Genomic DNA, 15,870 nt, shown 5'->3' on the forward strand with positions numbered 1-15,870 from the left:
GGCTAGATCGACCCTGCCGGTTCAACCGGCGGAAAGTCTTTCTCCGGATCGAACACGTTATTGAAGAAGTTCGTCAGCGAGTACATGGCGACCAGTGCGACGATCTCGATGATGTTGGCCTCTGTGTAACCAGCATCGCGGACGGCTTTCAGATCGACGTCACTGACTTGACCACGGGTTTCGATGACTCGGCGCGCAAACTGGAGGGCCGCGTCCCGCTTCGGGTCGGCGGCGTGGCCTTTCCGCGCAAGCGTGATTTCATCGGCGGGCAGCTTGGCCATGTGCTTGGCCGTAAAGCTGTGGACCGTCAGGCAATAATTACAGCCATTCACTTCAGAGACGGCCAGGCCAATGCTGTCGCGCGTCTTTACGTCGAGCGCCTTGCTCAAGGCGCCGAGCAGGGTAGCCCAGGCGTTGAATGCTATCGGGCTTTGCGCGAAGGCCGCCATCATGTTCGGGGTAAACCCGATGTTCCTGGTAAACGCATCAAGCGTCGGTTTCGAATCCGCCGGCACCTGTTCTGGCGTCGGCAATGCAGTTCTCGTCATCGCGATTTCCTCACTATGTGATCTAAGCGATTTCAAACAAAATCCAGCACGTCATCCACGGGACGGCGCGGCTTCTGTGGCCAATTGCCAGGACGTTCCGCGCCGATGGCCAACAGCATGATCGGCACTTCGTCACTGCCCAGCCCGAATTGCTGGTGCACCGCTTCGGCATCGAAGCCGATCATCGGTGTCGATCCCAGGCCCAATGAACGGGCTGCATAGATCATGGCGGCCGCACCGAAGGTGCCGGTCCGGACTGCTTCGTCTCGCTGGCGCTGCGGGTACGCCATGTACAGGTCGCGCGCGGGGATTTCCCATTCCGGCACCATCTTTTCCGGCATGATGCCGGCTTTCACCAGTGGCGCCAGGCGATCTGGTATCACGCTGGAGTCGGCCAATTGGCCGCAAACGATGAAGGTGACGGCCGCCTCGGTGACCGCAGGCTGGTTCCAGGCAATGGGGCTTAGTCGTGCCTTGGCCTCCGGCGTGCGTACGGCGATGAAGCGCCAGTTTTGCAGGTGGAAGGATGTCGGTGCGCTGGTGCCGATGCGCACCAGATCGCGAATCTGCTCGTCGCTCAAGGTCGCGGACGGATCGTAATACTTCGCAGCACTGCGGCTCAGGATGCATTCGATGACGGTGTTGCTCATGGGGTGCCTATATGTGGAAGGTTGTGGAACGGCGTTGCACTCACCGGTGCTTCGGGTGATGAACGCTTGGATGAATCTGTCGCATCGATTCCGGCACGCAGCGCTGTCGCATCAAGCCGGTAGATGACGGCGGCGGGCAGGGCAGATCCCGGCCACGCTGGCTAGTTCTCACGGACAAACGCGGATGACGATCTTTCCCTTGGGCCGTTCGGTCAGATTGAAGGCAGCGATTGCATCGTCGAGGGTCGAGATATGGCCGATGTTCGTGCGCAGCCGCCCGTCACGAACGCGGTGGACGATCTGGCTAAGTTGTGCGCGATCAGACTCGACAACGAAGTCAATCGTCCGGCCGTCAACGGGCCGCGCCTCGATCGGTCCGGCGATAGTCACCAGCGTCCCCCTGCTGCGAATCACACCGACAGAACGCTTCGCGATGTCGCCGCCGAGAACATCGAACACCAGATCGACCTGGCCGATATCTTCCAGAATGTCGTTGTCGAGATCGACGAACTCCTGTGCACCGAATTGGAGTGCGGCCTGGCGAGCTGCGGCGCGCCCCGTGCCGATGACGTATGCCCCTGCCTCGCGGGCGAGCTGGGTTGCCATCGAACCGACTACACCGGCTGCGCCATGCACGAGGACGGTCTGCCCGGCACAAAGGCGCCCGTGCTCGAACAGGCCCTGCCATGCCGTCAGGCCGGGCATCGCGAGGGCGGCGCCCACGGTGAAGTCGACGTCCCCGGGAAGTGGGGCAAGGTTGCGTGCTTCGACTGCCACGTACTCCGCAAGCGTTCCGTCGCGCGTCCAGTCGGTCAGGCCGAACACCCGCTGCCCTACCGACAATCCCGTTGTCCCGTAACCGAGAGCGGTGACCACGCCAGCCAGCTCATGGCCGGGAATCGACGGAGTCCGGTCACGATCCAGGCGATCGGTCCAGGTCGGGGGCCAAGTCAGCTCGTCGGCGGTGAATCCCGACGCGTGAACCTGCACGATGACATCGTTTATCGCCGCCTTTGGCTGGGGGCGTTCCACCAATTGCATGCCGGCCGTTCCTGCAGCCTGGTCTGTTACCACGATTGCTTTCATAGGAACCATCTCCCGTGTCAGCTCAGCGGACGCCAGCAGCGCTGGAAAGCTTCTCTTGGAAGGGAAAGCACGTCGTTCGAGTCGAGAGCATGCTGCGCCATGATAGGTGCATTGATAAGAACCAAAAAGACGATTTGTCGATGTACCATGAAGCATGGGGTACGAGCTGCGCATCAGGATCGACCGGTCCGCCAAAACCACTTTGGCAGAGCAGATTTGCCGAGGTGTCATCGCCTCGATCAGGAGCGGCGTACTTGGGCCGGGAGCGAGGCTGCCTTCATGGATAACGCTGGCTGCGCAGCTAGGCGTGGCCAGGGGCACGGTGAAGGCCGCCTACGATCGCTTGGTCGACGAGCAGATCGTGGTTTCTTCGCGCTCGGGCGGCACCCGCGTGGCCAGACGTCCCGCCATCGCCAACCAGGCACGTTCCTCGCAGCAAATAGACCCGCCGCCTGCGCTATACGATCACTTGCTTGCAGGTCCTGGCATTTTTCGGATGGGGGTGCCCCCGCCGGACGGACTGCCTGCAAGCGTGCTGGCACGCTTGCGTGCGAAGGCTGCGCGCATGGAAGTGGATGCGCCTGCGGTTTATCCCGATCCCCGTGGCGAAGCCGAACTGCGGCGCGCTGTCGCCGCGCACGTTGCGCTTGCGCGTGGTATCGAGTGCCATCCATCCCAGGTCTTCGTCACCGCTGGTTTCGCCGGCGCCCTGGGCATAACCCTGCGCGTAGTCGATGCGAAAGGCCATCAGGCGTGGGTGGAAGACCCCGGTTTTTTCCAGAGTCGAAGGGCACTGGAGTTCGCCGGGCTCATCCCTGTCGGCATTCCGGTAGACAAGGAAGGCATGGATGTTCTTCGTGGCATGGAGCTATCGCCTGGCGCTGCCTTGGCAATGGTGACGGCAGGGCAACAGGCCCCTCTCGGCGGGACGCTATCGCTCAACCGGCGGCACGAGTTGATGGCATGGGCGGCGCGTACCGGGGCATGGATTATCGAGGACGACTACCTCGGTGAACTCCAGCTCACCCGGCGGGCCGCCCCGGCACTGGCGTCCTTGGACCGAGGTGGGCAGGTGATCCACATCGGCTCCTTCAGCAAGACCATCAGTCCCGCGCTCAGGCTTGGCTTCATCGTGGCTCCTCCTGCGTTGGTGTCCCGGTTTGCCGAAGCTGCGCTTTTTTTTGGATCGGCACCAAGCCCCGGCATACAACTGGCAACTGCATGGTTCATGCAGGAAGGGCACTACATGAGGCACCTGGGCAGGTTGAAGCGGATCTGTGTCGCGCGAGGCGAGATGCTTGGCACCATCCTGGCGAAGCTTGGATATGACGCGCACATCGGTGGCTTGGCCGTCGTCATGCGCCTGCCCTCCGGCGTATCCGACACGATGGTGTGCCGAAAAGCGATTGAGCTGGGCATGGCGCCATCGCCGCTATCGACGTGGTTCGTTCCAGGCACGCATCCCGAGTCGGGATTGCTGCTCGGCCTTGCAACAGTCAGCGAGGAGCAGATTCCAGCGGCCTGCAAACAGCTGCATGCATTGATCCGCGCATCCGCGTAGCGCGTTGGCATGGTCACGGCGTGTCCTCAATAGGGAAGCGCACAAGCTCTCCTTGGAGTGCTGAGCCAAGACTCATCAAGCAACGCGAATCCTGGTACAGCGAAGATCGTCAATCTTGGTGCTTTTTTGGTGGCCTTGTCTGGTGGAACATCGCCGCTGGAGTTAGGAGCCATCAATGAATAGCAAGAGCCTTCGTTCGTGCTTGCTTGGTGTCGCGATATCGCTCTTGGCGACGGCGACCTTTTCGCACGAGCCGGCTGAGTCAGTCGTCCCGAATTTTTCGCATACGATCACCAACGTTCCGGGCAAATCTCTCGTTGCCGTCGAGGTGACGTACCCGCCAGGCGCTGCGTCCCCGCCACACCGCCACGCGAAGTCGGCATTCATTTATGCCTATGTCGTTTCGGGGGCGATCGAAAGCCAGGTAGACGACCAGCCGGCGCGGATCTACACGGCAGGGCAGTCGTTCCACGAGGAGCCCGGTGCGGTCCATCGCATCAGCCGCAATGCAAGCAAGAGTGATCCGGCGAAGCTGCTCGCCGTGTTCGTCGTCGACAGCGATGACGCGCCGCTGACTGTCCCTCAAAAATAAGCTTTCCGCGCTTGCGCATCGACTTCGCCAAGGCGTCGTCTGCACGTATCGGAATATCGTTCAACCTAGAACAATGCAGCCTGCGAAGGCTGCAGGCTCCCGATGCAAGGAGAACCACATGGAACAATCCCCGCAGATTGGCGACAGGATCTCCGATAAATCAGCGCCACCCGACGAAGCCGCCGTGCGTCACTGGATCGGGCTAGAGGCGTTCGCGCATTGGGCCAAGCTGCAGGACTGGATAGAGGCATGCTATCCAGGTGTTTTTTCGCCGGATTGGCTCTATGGCGGCAAGCGGCGCGGCTGGTCTTTGCGCTACAAGAAGAACAAGGCGTTCTGCACGCTCTTGCCGGAATATCGGCGGCTCTCCGTCCTCGTTGTCCTGGGCGGAACGGAACGAGAGAAGTTTGAGGACAGGCGTTATGCGTGGCGCCCGCCATTGATCAAGCACTATGACGAAGCCCCGAGCTATCCTGACGGGAAATGGCTGACCATGGCGATTTCGTCCGCAGCTGATCGTCGTGATGTGATGGAGCTCCTGGCCATGAAACGTCCTCCGCGGCCACCGCATTGAGTGTCATGCAATTCCTCCAACTTTTTGTACGTGCACGCTCGGGCGACGATCATGCACGTCGGCTGGCTGAGCCAGCTTTTGCAAATGATCACGCTTGCTGGCCAATGGGAGGTTGGCTGCCTCATGAATGGCCTCCCCGGCATGGTCCTTTTCAGCATTTATTGAGCAAAAGCAGTCTCGACATGGGTGTCGGCCGGGCCTAACGTGGCGGCCTGTCAAACCAGCTGGGCCCTGGTGGGCAGCTCGGCGCAAACCGAGGGTGCTGAAGAATGGCATCTGATGCGAACGTGAGAGCAAAGCCCGAAGCTAACCAGGAAAGCTCTAGCATGGTCGGGCTTTGTTTACGATCCCATCAGCCAGGAAAAAAACAGTGACGCTCAACCATCCCATTTTTACGCGCTGGCCCGCGCAGCATCCTGACCGGCTCCAGCTCTTTTCGCTGCCGACCCCGAACGGGGTGAAGATCGGCATCATGCTTGAGGAAACGGGGCTCGCCTATGAACCGCACCGGATCGACATCATGGCGAACGAGAACCGTGATCCCGCCTTCATCGCACTCAACCCGAATGGCAAGATTCCAGCAATTTACGACCCCGAAGGGCCGGGCGGCCGGCCGCTGGCGTTGTGGGAATCAGGGGCGATCCTGATCTATCTCGCCGAGAAAAGCGGGCAGTTGCTCTCGACCGATCCCGGTACGCGGTACGAAACGATCCAGTGGCTGATGTGGCAGATGGGAGGCGTCGGGCCAATGTTCGGCCAAGTGGGCTTCTTCAACAAATTTGCCGGTAAGGCGTATGAGGACAAGCGGCCGCTGGAACGCTACGCGACCGAATCGGCAAGACTGCTTGGCGTTCTCGACCAACGCCTTGCAGGCCGGGACTGGGTGATGGGAGCGGACTACAGCATCGCCGACGTTTCACTGATCGGCTGGGTGCGCAATCTGATTGGCTTTTACGAAGCGCGTGAACTTGTCGGGTTCGATCGTTTTCTCCACGTACGCACGTGGCTAGACCGCGCGCTTTCGCGTCCGGCGGTCCAGCGCGGGCTGCTGGTGACGGCGGACAGCTGAGGAAAGTAACAAGCGGCACAAGCGGGACGCGGAGGCGCCGAAAGCTGCCACGAACACAACCGGGCTCAAAGACGCGTGGCATGTTCGCTGCCATGTTGCACGTCATGTTTCTCACGACGTCTTCGCGCTGCAATCAACGTGCGCTAGCCGTACCACGCATCCCTATGCATGTCGGTCTCCCAGCAAGGGGTGCGTGGCAGTACTGCCGATGAACTCCGGCGTTCCGGTTAGCACGCCCTGGAAGTCGATCAGAGGTTCGCCCACCTGCAGTCCCTGGTTGTCGATGCGAAGCTCCCGGATGGTTTCTTCATGCTTTCCACTCCGGTTCTTGATCACGGAAATGGCTTTTCGGATACGGCCCCCCGCCTCAAAGAATCGAAAGAGCACCACCGCATCCGCAATGTAAGAAACATTGATTTGCCCCGTATCCATGGGGCCCACCAATCCGAACATGGGATTGATGAGGAAGGTGGTAACGCCTGATTGATTCAGAATGGCCAGCAATTCATGCATTTGCAGCAACAGCTGTTTTTCCTCCGGCATGGCCGTCAGGTAACCGTTGAGGCTGTCGATCACCACGATCTTGCATGCCTTCCCCTGCACGGCCTGGCTGACGTGCCAGGCAAATTCGCCGGGCGACATCTCCGCCGGATCAACCTGCAAAACAGTCAGACAGCCGGCTTGGACATAAGGCTCCAGATCGATGCCCATGCTCTGCGCGCGGTTGAATAACGTACCGATGCGCTCATCGAACTCATATAAATAGCAGCATTCTCCGCGCGCGCATGCGGCGGCGATGTATTGAAGCGCCAGGGTGGTTTTGCCGGTGCCGGCAGGCCCCGTGAGCAGGGTGCTGGTTCCCCGACGAATGCCACCTCCGACCAGCGCATCGAGCTGAGTGATGCCGCTCGGGACCGGATCGTTGGAAAACGCGACATGATGTTGGGAAGCAATAAGGCGAGGATAAACCTCGACCCCGCCGGTTTGAATATTCACATCATGATAGCCGCGGATGAAGGTCGCGCCGCGCAGCTTTTGCACCTGCAGTCGCCGGCGTGCAGCGCCAAATTCCAAGGTGAAGCGTTCGAGCGAGATGACCCCGTGACTGAGGCTGTGCAGCTGGGTATCGTGCGCCGAGTGCCCGCCTGTCAGGTCATCTGTCAGTAGCACCGTGATGTGGCGAGGGGAGAAGTATTGCTTCAGGGCCAAGACTTGCCGTCGGTAGCGCAAGGGGTCCTGGGCAAGCAAGCGTAGCTCGGACAGGCTGTCAAACACCACGCGCCGAGGCGCGATGTGCTCGATCTTTTCCTGGATCAGCCGGATCGTTTCACCCAGCTCGACTTCCCAGGAATGAAGCACGGACTGGTTGCGGTCGTTGCCCAGTACGGTTTCCACCGAAGACAGATCGAACAGTTCGATGCCTTCCAGGTTCCATCCGTGCGACGCGGCCACCTCGACCAGTTCTTCTGCGGTCTCCGACAGGGTGATGTAGAGGCATCGCTCGCCGTGGCGCACTCCGTCCAACAAAAACTGTAACGACAACGTGGTCTTGCCAGAGCCTGGCTGCCCTTCCAGAAGGTAGAGATGCCCCGGCGGAAAGCCACCATGGAGAACGACATCCAAACCGGAATTGCCGGTGCTGCTACGTGCGGACGAAAACATGAGCCGCCTCAGCCGAACTCAGTTGGGAAAAGCAATGGTTGTGATGCCGTCAGTGGAGAGGGTGTGAACGCGCTGGATGAGGCTGCGGAGACCGGCTGTGTGCACACAGGGCTGCTGCAGTTTTGATGGATTGATCAGAGCATCCCTGAAGTTGATTGCTCAAAAGCGGTAACCAGGGGGGGCTTCTATGGACGAATAGCGACAAGCGCTCTAAGAGACCTATGCCTGAGAACGGAGATTCCGGAATTTGCCAACCCGTCCATCATATGCCCGGGCTTACCTTCAACATCCGATGCTCCCAACGGCTGATCAGGTTCGCCGGTCACAGGCATTCGCACGCATAAAAAGAGCGCTCATCGCACCGTTGTTGGAGGTCGCGCACTCGCCGGCGAGTGAGGTGTGGAAATATGCCTGCTACAAAACATGCCTGCTACAAAACGCTCAAAACATCGATCGGGCAACCAGCAATCAATATCTTTTCTTTATGGTCGACAAATCAGCGCGCACCGGGGAGCGCCCGGCAGGTGCTGGCTCGCGCTTGTACGCAGACGTCTTTGAATATCGAACTGCTTCCGTATTGGCCGTTCCGTTCGTGGGCAGCACATCGGATGCGTAGACACTATGAATCTGCGCCGCAGACAGCGGCTCATTATTACGGGACATATCGACCTACCTGAAAAGAGTGTCGCAAGTGCGAGGCGACGCCGGAGGGGACCCTGTCCGCCAACAAAGCAGGGTAAGGCTCATACGCGATTGCGAACGACCGCAGCTGAGATGCCGGGCCTGATGTGCCCCTTGACATGCAGCCATCATGCACTGCCCCGGCTTGAATAGCAATTTGAGATTACGCGATCCATGTAAAACGACTGCGGCCCATAAAGGCAGCATGTTCACCCCGCGCGTTTACCTTCACCTAACGCCTTGGCGCGCAGGATGGTTTGATGCCGGGCCAACGACAGGTCCGCCATCTCAGCCTGCGGACAATAGATGTCGCCTCTGAGCCGTGGGGCTTGTGCATGTTGCAAGGCCTCATTTTTACGCTGATCACAGCGTTCAATCCCTTATCGAGGCTGATCGATATGCCCCCGCATCGTTCCGAACTTCTCTCGATGGCCCAGATTCGCGATATCTACGCCGCCAAGGCGAACAGTCGAGAAGTGACAGCTTCCAATGCTGAGAACGTGCGCTATTGGAAGACTTCTTTCTCGGGACGTGATCCAGGCCACCCGGGCTCTCCGCCGCCTCCGCCACCCCCTGCGCCCAAAAAGGGGCGCCGCTAGTACCCTCGCCGATGGCCACGCACCTACGAAACCACTTCACCTTCACGGACGATGCGCGCTTCTCGCTTGGGGAGGATCCCGATGTGCAGCAGATTGGCGCCATTCCTTATACGGAAGGAATGCCGGTACCCAGTCAAGGCGATCTCGTGCAGGTATCCATCAACGGAAAATCGCGGCAATTTGTCGTTGTCTTGCGACAATTCATTTATGAAGGCGATAGCGACATAAGCATCCGTTACGTTTTGGATACGATACGGTAGCCAGCAAGGGGCGACCCGTTTTCCGGCGCCGCCTGCCAATGAGGCGCTGCATGCCCTCTCCATGGGAGTTCTCCCAGCGATTGCACTTTGGATCAATCACCTTTATTGTGCGCAAGCTGAGTTTCAAGGGTCACCGTGAATTGTGGCCTGATGCTGTAGATTGCAGTTTTCCTACACCGTTGCACCCGCTTCCTCCTTGCGACCAGCTTTTTCGCCGCTATGCGGCTTTTACTCGTTCCATGGAGAAATAAACATGTCCCAAGCAGAAACCGGTACTGTGAAGTGGTTCAACGATGCCAAGGGTTTTGGCTTCATCAGTCGAGACAATGGCGGTGACGATCTATTCGTGCACTTCCGTTCGATCCAGTCTTCAGGCTTCAAGAGCCTGGCCGAGGGGCAGAAGGTGTCCTTCGCCGTGACCCAGGGCCAGAAGGGTCTGCAGGCGGAACAAGTACAGGTGATCTAAGGGCCTTGCCCGCACGTAAAGAACCCGGCTCTAGGCCGGGTTTTTTTTGGCCCAACGCATGGGTCGCCCAGGTACTCCTTTTGAAGCTATCGAGGGCAGGGTGAGTGTCCGCCTCGCCAACCGGTCATTGAGCATAAGAATGCTGGTCAGCCACGGATGCAAAGAGGTATTAGGATTTATAACTGGAAATCGAGGAATTTATCGCCACAAGAGCATCGATTCATGACCGACAAGCCAACTCCTGAAAACGTCGTGCTTTGGCAAAGGCGCTTGGCTTCCCAGGCCAACAACCGAGCGTGGACACTCGCGGAAATGCTTCACCGCTCGCGTGAAGAAGATGAAGAGATGCTGGATGCCGCACACGCAGCGATGTATTTCTGGAGAATGGTTGGCGAACCAGGCAATCATGCTCATGCTGCGCAACTGCTTGCTCACGTGTATGCACTGCTTAAACTCCCTGGACCGGCAGCACACTATTTAAGCAAGGCATTGCCATACTTCGAACAACACGACTGCGCTCCCTGGGAAATGGCGTTTGCCCATGCCGTAGCAGCCAATGTCGCCTGTGCAGAGGGCAATACACTGGCGCATGCCAAGCGATACGTGGAGGCACGGGAAGCCGCCACGCACATAACCAGCCAGGAGACGCGTGACATGTTCGCTGCCACGCTGCGCGTCATACCTGCCCCCAATCTCTGAAGCAATACAAGCGAAGCGTTTTCTGGCGACAATCATCACAAGGCGGGAATCACAAACACATGCCACTTGAATACATCAATCCAGCGGATTTACCGGTCCCGGAAACCTACACCCAGGTCGTGGTGGGGACGGGCAGCAAGCTGGTATTTATTTCTGGCCAGGAACCCGAGGACATCCATGGCAAGCTCGTGGGTCGTGGCGATCTTGCAGCCCAGGCACGCCAGGTGTACGCCAACCTCGGCCGCGCCCTTGCTGCTGCCGGCGCCGGGCCTGAGCATGTCGCAAGAATCACCATCTACGTCGTCAACTACGACCGCGACCAATGTTTGCCGATTATTGAAGAGGCCCGGAAAACGCTGTTCGGAGATCACAGGCCTGCCGACGTGGTGCTGGGTGTCGCGTCGTTGTCCCCTGGCTACCTGGTCGAGGTCGATGCGATTGCCGTGCTCGATTGACTGGACGTCGCGGTAATTAGCTGTTTGAGTGCCCAGCGAAAATTTTCCCCGGCCAACCCACAGGCTTGGCTGGGAAAATAGCTCGCTGCATCTGGGCAACGTCACGATCATGCACATGTTCGTTGTAAGCAATATATGCGGCGATTTGAATCGCCCCCTCACATTTGAATCAAGTAACATTCTGCCTCGAAAGGTAATATCTTGCCTCGAAAGACAGTTTCACTGGCAAAGGAGATGGGGCTTGTGAAGGAAAGGAAGATAATTAACTTTGATGGGAGGTGCCTTCAAGATACAGGCTACCGGTCTAGTGGCATCGGAAAGTACGCGGAGTGGCTGTTCATAAAGCTTTTAGCGTCTCCGCAATTTCTTGTTAAGTTCGCGGCTCATCAGGAAGACCAATATGTCGCAAGCCTGCTCAAGAAAGTGGAGTTTGAAACAATTCCGTTCTGCGAGATGCGTTCGGGAATCTATTTCAATCCTTCGCTTATGACGCACAACAGCGAACCTTTGGATCTTGCGAGTGCGCGGGGGTTGACGAGAGTCGGAGTGGTGCACGATCTGATACCGCTTCGGCGTCCAGACGAGAGCAGCGAATACGACTTGAGTCTGTTCAAAACCATGCTCGGCAAGAGCGCTGAACTTGATGTCATAGTTGCAAATTCGCTTTGCACTATGAGGGATTATCGAGCGTGGCGTAAAGCGGATGTATCGCTGTTCGTTCTTCATCCTGAGTCACGATTCGCTGCTTGTGGGCCTGACGTCTCCCATGCGAAAAAGGCCGTCCAGGCGATCCTGAAAATCGATTCGCCCTACGTCTTTTTCGCTGTCGCGGACCATCCAAGAAAAAATATCGAACTCGCGGCGAGGGCCGCTCCCGCCCTACAGGAACTGGGATTTGCCACAGTCGTTGGAGGAGGGATTTCGGCCACCACCATCGAGCGTCTGAGTCAGTCGTATGACCTCTCCACAATTACGTTTACGCCGCGACTATCGGACCCGGACCTTGTATCCGTATACGTGGCCGCAGAGGCTGTTGTCATTCCTTCGTTTGATGAAGGCTTTTCACTTCCCGTTTTTGAAGCGGTCAACTTGGGTTGCCGGGTACTTGTCTCGGATATAGATGCGCATCGAGAGCAAGTGCTAGACTCAAAGCACTTCTTCAAGCCGGATGATCTCGGCGATTTTCTTGAATCATTTCATGCGACATCTTCTTGTGAAAGCACGAATCATGTGTTGTTTGACCATACTAAAGAGCTAGCAAGTTTTCTCAATCGACTAGACGATTGTTCGTCCTGAGAGAGGAGCACATGTCTTCTGACTCGAACCCGATATCACTGCCAGCAAGCCGGCTCGAACATGTATTTGGGGAAATATACCGTCGAGGTTTATGGGGATCCAACTCCGAGAGTTCGTATTATTCGGGCGTAGGCTCCCACAAGCCAACGATTGTAGACCCTTACGTGGAAGCGGTCCGATCCTTCGTTTCAAACGTCCTGCGGGACGCGCATGCCGTCGACCTCGGGTGTGGTGATTTCAACGTTGGCAGCAAAATTTGCGACCTTTTTAGACAAACGATAGCCTGTGACATCGTTAGCGAGTTGCTGCATCAAAACAAGGCAAGGTTTACAGATCTGTCGGTCGAATTCGTCAAGTTAGACATAGTCCACGATAGGCTTCCTGACGGTCGAGTGGCGTTTTTACGACAGGTTCTTCAACATCTGAGCAATGGTTCCATTATTAGAGTTGTTGATAAACTCTATTCGTATCAGTACATAATCATTACTGAACATGTCCCTTTCGATCCGTCTTTTAAACCTAATTTAGACAAGTCTGACGGCGTCGATATCAGGCCTGATCATGGAAGTGGAGTAGTCCTGACTAGAGCACCCTTCTTCCTTAAAATACAGTCGGAGAAAATGCTGTGCGAGGTAGCCGACGGGATCGGCCTGATTAGGACAATTGCGTATAAATTGTGGTGACTTTGGCCTTTGTCGAATCCTCGTGATGTTGATCCAGACATGGCACCCACTGCCGCTGATTCCTGGCGAACAGATCGATACTAGTTGGTTGATCGACTTCATGTCCGACGTCCTATGGGATGTATGTCACTTGCGCACCACCTTCAATGTCATCGACGATTCCAGGCGCGAGGCGGCTGCTGTCGAACTCGTTCATCAGCGGCGAGGAGCAGTCCGCGAGAAGGCGCGGCGAAGTTTGTTTGCGCATACCGAAGGCTGCTATAACCGGCGGCGGATCCACTCCGCACTCGGATACAGGGCTAAGGAGCGGGCTGAACGACAAATGGCCTAAATCTCTGTGCGCGAAAACAGGGCACCATCAACCATGCTGCAAGAAGAAGGATCTGTCGCGATGAAAGCTAGGAGCTCGACGCAATCTCTGGCGAAAAAGTGCAGCTCACCCACCCACTTTGCAAGTCCGGCCGCGATTCGAGAACATCAATCACTTATCGTCTTTTCCACGCTTGGAACATTTGGTGACGTCCTTCCTTTCATCTTGTTGGGCCGACACCTTCGGCAGCGAGGTCATCGCATAGTATTTCTCGCGAACTCAAATCATGAGAAGTTTGTTAGATCGCATAATTTTGAGTTTATTGCTATTTGCGATGCGGAAGACCCTTCGTCGGGGGTTGATCCTGATACATTCATGGTGAGAGAGGCTATTCCCGCCTTTCGACGCACCGTTGAGGAAATCGGCGTTCTAGCAGCTGAGTTTTCCAACATCATGATTGTGAACCGGGCAGGTAACTGGGGAGGAATCTTCGCCAGTGAGCTCTACCAGCTACCTCATATTTCGGTCATGTTACAACCTGGGGCTGTGTCGCCCGGGGGCCAACCCATCAGCCGTCGCATATTTAGTGCTACCAACGACTTTCGACGGGCTATCGGGCTGCCGTTACTCAGAAAAAGGCGAGTTGTCGATCGTGCGCGTGCATTTATTTCGCTTTTTCCCGATTGGTTTGGTTTCCCCGAGAGCGGACTCGCTGAAGCGGGTAGCTGTGTTGGTTTTCCGTTTGCACCCGAGCCTCCCGCCACCTTGCCTCCTGCAGTGCAAGCTTTAGTCTCGGAACGGGGGCGCCTTGTGGTCTTCACTGCAGGCACCAACATGCCGGGTACGAACTTCTTTGAACTGGCGGGGCAATTCTCCGCGCGGACTGGATTACCTGTAGTGGCGTTGGGGCATGAAGGCGAGACGCGCAAGGTGGCTGGCGTCTTGGCTTCCTCGTTTGTAGATCACGCTAGTTTGTTCAGGTTCGCCAGGGTAGTTGTGCACAATGGAGGGATTGGCGTCACGGCACAGGCAATGCGGGCAGGTGTGCCGCAGATCGTGGTTCCCTATGTGTGGGACCAGCCGCATAACGCGAAACGTGTCGAAGAGCTCGGAATTGGCAGGACAATATTACCCGCTGATTTATCGTGCGAACGAGTGATCGAGGTGTATGGCCAGATTGAAGCGCTCAAACGTAAGCCTCGAGAGGATGCTGCCCGAGCGGTACGGCGCGCGGACGCCATTACTGAGGCGAGCGAGTTGATCGAGCGTCATACAGAGCTACGCATCGACCTCGGAACACCCGATGACGCTTTATTGGACGTGACCTGGCGTACGCCTGGCATATCGGCGCAATGCATCATTGGACACACGTCGCCTACAGTAGCCGCACAAGTCCCTGATGATGACGATCACACCGTACCTGCAATAAGCTGATACTTCATGGAGCTTGAAGATTAATATCATCATAATCGATAGCTCGCTGGCCGCTTCCTATCACAGGGGGCATCCCGAGCACTTTGTGAGTGGCTTTGTGGAGAGCTGCGCCAGCAGAGGGTATCAAGCGAAAGTCATCTGTCATCAAAACCATTTTGGAGCCTTCTCCTGTGCTGCTCCCGTCATCCCCGCGTTGTCTGCCTCGCTTCATGAGCGGTGGTCAAGCGACTCCTACGATGGCGCACTAGACGATTTCCAGACATTCGAGAACCGTTTTCTGGAAGATTTGCTGGCCAGCGGAGAGTCTGTATGTCCTGGTGATTTGGTCTTTTTACCCACTGCGAGCGCCCGGGAACTTGCGGGGTTGGGAAAGTGGCTATATCACCTTGAGACATCGGTTCGGGTTGCGGCCATCTTCCACTGGGGTAGTGCCCATGCGTTAGAACCCGGGTCGCTGGATGCAGCTCTGATGCGCCGGGCCAGTCGACGCATAGCCACTGCGAGCCCGTTAAACGTTTGGTATCGCGCAACAAGGAACGAGTTAGCGCGCGCATTGTCTGGCCCCTTGGGTCAGCAGGTCGATCTGGTTACGTCTTTGACCTTTTTCGGCACCGCATCCAGCGAGGCTCGTAAAAATAAACTGAAGAGGATTGGCATTCTAGGAGGCGCTCGGCGTGAAAAGGGCGAGGACATTGTTCCGGATCTCATAAGGCTGAGTACTGCCGTTCATCAAGACATCGAATTTGTCGTGCAGGATCATCGTTTGTCCCGCGACGACCCATCAGGGCTCGCAATGGAATCCCCAAGAGTAACGCTGCTGAGAGGGTGGCTCGACGAAGATGAAATGCATAGAGTTTGCGGGACGCTCGATTTGGCTGTGTTGCCTTACGAACGCCAGTTTTATAGTCAGGCAGTATCCGGAGTCTTCACCCTCATGACCGCTTTTGGAGTGCCTTGCATCGTTCCTTCCGAGACGTGGATGAGCAGTCGTATCGAAGAAGGTGAAGCTGCGGGCGTTGTTTATCGAGGCGATAGTGCAGAAGCAGTCAATATTGCCGTGGGGGAGGCTATGAATAAGCTCGATCAGTTGAAAGGGCTGTCCATGGGAAAAGCGCAACTATGGAGATCCAGGTATTCGCCTGAGAGTTGGATAGGTGACCTTCTCAAGGAAAAGGCGTAGCTGTTCTTGTCTTAAGGCAACACTGATCAAGTATCGCCGTCGTCACCAGCCCTGTCTGTTCGCAG

General features: G+C 57.0%; 15 protein-coding genes and 1 pseudogene. 12 read left to right on the forward strand and 4 right to left on the reverse strand.

What is annotated here, in order from left to right:
* Positions 1 to 2: 2 nt before the first annotated feature.
* The 3 genes from V7M64_RS01070 to V7M64_RS01080 form a co-directional block, all read right to left on the reverse strand.
* A complete protein-coding gene (locus V7M64_RS01070; RefSeq protein WP_333676399.1) occupies positions 3 to 548 on the reverse strand; it encodes a carboxymuconolactone decarboxylase family protein in 546 nt (181 codons plus the stop codon).
* A gap of 32 nt (positions 549 to 580) precedes the next feature.
* Positions 581 to 1,198 (reverse strand): nitroreductase family protein, encoded by a 618-nt coding sequence (locus V7M64_RS01075; protein WP_333676401.1) that lies wholly within the window; start codon positions 1,196 to 1,198, stop codon positions 581 to 583.
* Positions 1,199 to 1,366: 168 nt separating this feature from the next.
* On the reverse strand, positions 1,367 to 2,284 hold the full coding sequence (locus tag V7M64_RS01080; protein WP_333676403.1) for an NADP-dependent oxidoreductase: 918 nt from the start codon (positions 2,282 to 2,284) through the stop codon (positions 1,367 to 1,369).
* 154 nt (positions 2,285 to 2,438) lie between these two features.
* Here V7M64_RS01080 and V7M64_RS01085 point away from each other — a divergent pair, with 154 nt between their 5' ends.
* The 4 genes from V7M64_RS01085 (at position 2,439) to V7M64_RS01100 (ending at position 6,080) form a co-directional block, all read left to right on the forward strand.
* Positions 2,439 to 3,845: a PLP-dependent aminotransferase family protein gene (locus tag V7M64_RS01085; protein WP_333676405.1), complete on the forward strand. Its 1,407-nt coding sequence runs from the start codon at positions 2,439 to 2,441 to the stop codon at positions 3,843 to 3,845.
* Between the two features lie 175 nt (positions 3,846 to 4,020).
* Positions 4,021 to 4,437 (forward strand): cupin domain-containing protein, encoded by a 417-nt coding sequence (locus tag V7M64_RS01090; protein WP_333676406.1) that lies wholly within the window; start codon positions 4,021 to 4,023, stop codon positions 4,435 to 4,437.
* A 118-nt stretch (positions 4,438 to 4,555) separates the two neighbouring features.
* Positions 4,556 to 5,011 carry a DUF3788 domain-containing protein gene (locus V7M64_RS01095; protein ID WP_333676407.1) on the forward strand — a complete coding sequence of 152 codons (456 nt, stop codon included), beginning with the start codon at positions 4,556 to 4,558 and terminating at the stop codon, positions 5,009 to 5,011.
* Between the two features lie 370 nt (positions 5,012 to 5,381).
* Positions 5,382 to 6,080: a glutathione S-transferase N-terminal domain-containing protein gene (locus V7M64_RS01100; RefSeq protein ID WP_333676408.1), complete on the forward strand. Its 699-nt coding sequence runs from the start codon at positions 5,382 to 5,384 to the stop codon at positions 6,078 to 6,080.
* Positions 6,081 to 6,242: 162 nt separating this feature from the next.
* Here the strand turns inward: V7M64_RS01100 and V7M64_RS01105 are convergent, their stop codons facing one another.
* Positions 6,243 to 7,742: an ATPase domain-containing protein gene (locus V7M64_RS01105; RefSeq protein WP_333676409.1), complete on the reverse strand. Its 1,500-nt coding sequence runs from the start codon at positions 7,740 to 7,742 to the stop codon at positions 6,243 to 6,245.
* 1,291 nt (positions 7,743 to 9,033) lie between these two features.
* Here V7M64_RS01105 and V7M64_RS01110 point away from each other — a divergent pair.
* From V7M64_RS01110 to V7M64_RS01145, 8 genes and pseudogenes are all read left to right on the forward strand, one after another.
* Complete coding sequence (locus tag V7M64_RS01110; protein WP_333676411.1) at positions 9,034 to 9,282, forward strand: hypothetical protein; 249 nt, start codon at positions 9,034 to 9,036, stop codon at positions 9,280 to 9,282.
* A 253-nt stretch (positions 9,283 to 9,535) separates the two neighbouring features.
* Positions 9,536 to 9,748, forward strand: a complete 213-nt coding sequence (locus V7M64_RS01115) for a cold-shock protein (protein ID WP_333676413.1) — start codon at positions 9,536 to 9,538, stop codon at positions 9,746 to 9,748.
* Positions 9,749 to 9,970: 222 nt separating this feature from the next.
* Complete coding sequence (locus tag V7M64_RS01120) at positions 9,971 to 10,447, forward strand: hypothetical protein (protein WP_333676415.1); 477 nt, start codon at positions 9,971 to 9,973, stop codon at positions 10,445 to 10,447.
* 59 nt (positions 10,448 to 10,506) lie between these two features.
* A complete protein-coding gene (locus tag V7M64_RS01125) occupies positions 10,507 to 10,902 on the forward strand; it encodes a RidA family protein (RefSeq protein WP_333676416.1) in 396 nt (131 codons plus the stop codon).
* A gap of 201 nt (positions 10,903 to 11,103) precedes the next feature.
* A complete protein-coding gene (locus tag V7M64_RS01130; protein WP_333676417.1) occupies positions 11,104 to 12,198 on the forward strand; it encodes a glycosyltransferase in 1,095 nt (364 codons plus the stop codon).
* An 864-nt stretch (positions 12,199 to 13,062) separates the two neighbouring features.
* Positions 13,063 to 13,212 (forward strand): annotated as a pseudogene (locus tag V7M64_RS01135) (IS3 family transposase); the annotation flags it as partial.
* A gap of 33 nt (positions 13,213 to 13,245) precedes the next feature.
* The gene (locus tag V7M64_RS01140; RefSeq protein WP_333676418.1) at positions 13,246 to 14,625 is read left to right on the forward strand and encodes a nucleotide disphospho-sugar-binding domain-containing protein; all 1,380 of its coding nucleotides are present in this window, start codon (positions 13,246 to 13,248) and stop codon (positions 14,623 to 14,625) included.
* Between the two features lie 13 nt (positions 14,626 to 14,638).
* Positions 14,639 to 15,805, forward strand: coding sequence for a hypothetical protein (locus tag V7M64_RS01145; RefSeq protein WP_333676420.1), 1,167 nt, complete (start codon positions 14,639 to 14,641; stop codon positions 15,803 to 15,805).
* Positions 15,806 to 15,870 lie beyond the last annotated feature (65 nt).

This window comes from Dyella sp. (assembly GCF_036746095.1).
GTDB lineage: Bacteria > Pseudomonadota > Gammaproteobacteria > Xanthomonadales > Rhodanobacteraceae > Dyella_B.

Coding starts and splice junctions, on each gene's coding strand:
- V7M64_RS01070 (WP_333676399.1), bottom strand. CDS start 548: ATGACGAGAACTGCATTGCCGACGCCAGAACAGGTGCCGGCGGATTCG.
- V7M64_RS01075 (WP_333676401.1), bottom strand. CDS start 1,198: ATGAGCAACACCGTCATCGAATGCATCCTGAGCCGCAGTGCTGCGAAG.
- V7M64_RS01080 (WP_333676403.1), bottom strand. CDS start 2,284: ATGAAAGCAATCGTGGTAACAGACCAGGCTGCAGGAACGGCCGGCATG.
- V7M64_RS01085 (WP_333676405.1), top strand. CDS start 2,439: ATGGGGTACGAGCTGCGCATCAGGATCGACCGGTCCGCCAAAACCACT.
- V7M64_RS01090 (WP_333676406.1), top strand. CDS start 4,021: ATGAATAGCAAGAGCCTTCGTTCGTGCTTGCTTGGTGTCGCGATATCG.
- V7M64_RS01095 (WP_333676407.1), top strand. CDS start 4,556: ATGGAACAATCCCCGCAGATTGGCGACAGGATCTCCGATAAATCAGCG.
- V7M64_RS01105 (WP_333676409.1), bottom strand. CDS start 7,742: ATGTTTTCGTCCGCACGTAGCAGCACCGGCAATTCCGGTTTGGATGTC.
- V7M64_RS01110 (WP_333676411.1), top strand. CDS start 9,034: ATGGCCACGCACCTACGAAACCACTTCACCTTCACGGACGATGCGCGC.
- V7M64_RS01115 (WP_333676413.1), top strand. CDS start 9,536: ATGTCCCAAGCAGAAACCGGTACTGTGAAGTGGTTCAACGATGCCAAG.
- V7M64_RS01120 (WP_333676415.1), top strand. CDS start 9,971: ATGACCGACAAGCCAACTCCTGAAAACGTCGTGCTTTGGCAAAGGCGC.
- V7M64_RS01125 (WP_333676416.1), top strand. CDS start 10,507: ATGCCACTTGAATACATCAATCCAGCGGATTTACCGGTCCCGGAAACC.
- V7M64_RS01140 (WP_333676418.1), top strand. CDS start 13,246: ATGCTGCAAGAAGAAGGATCTGTCGCGATGAAAGCTAGGAGCTCGACG.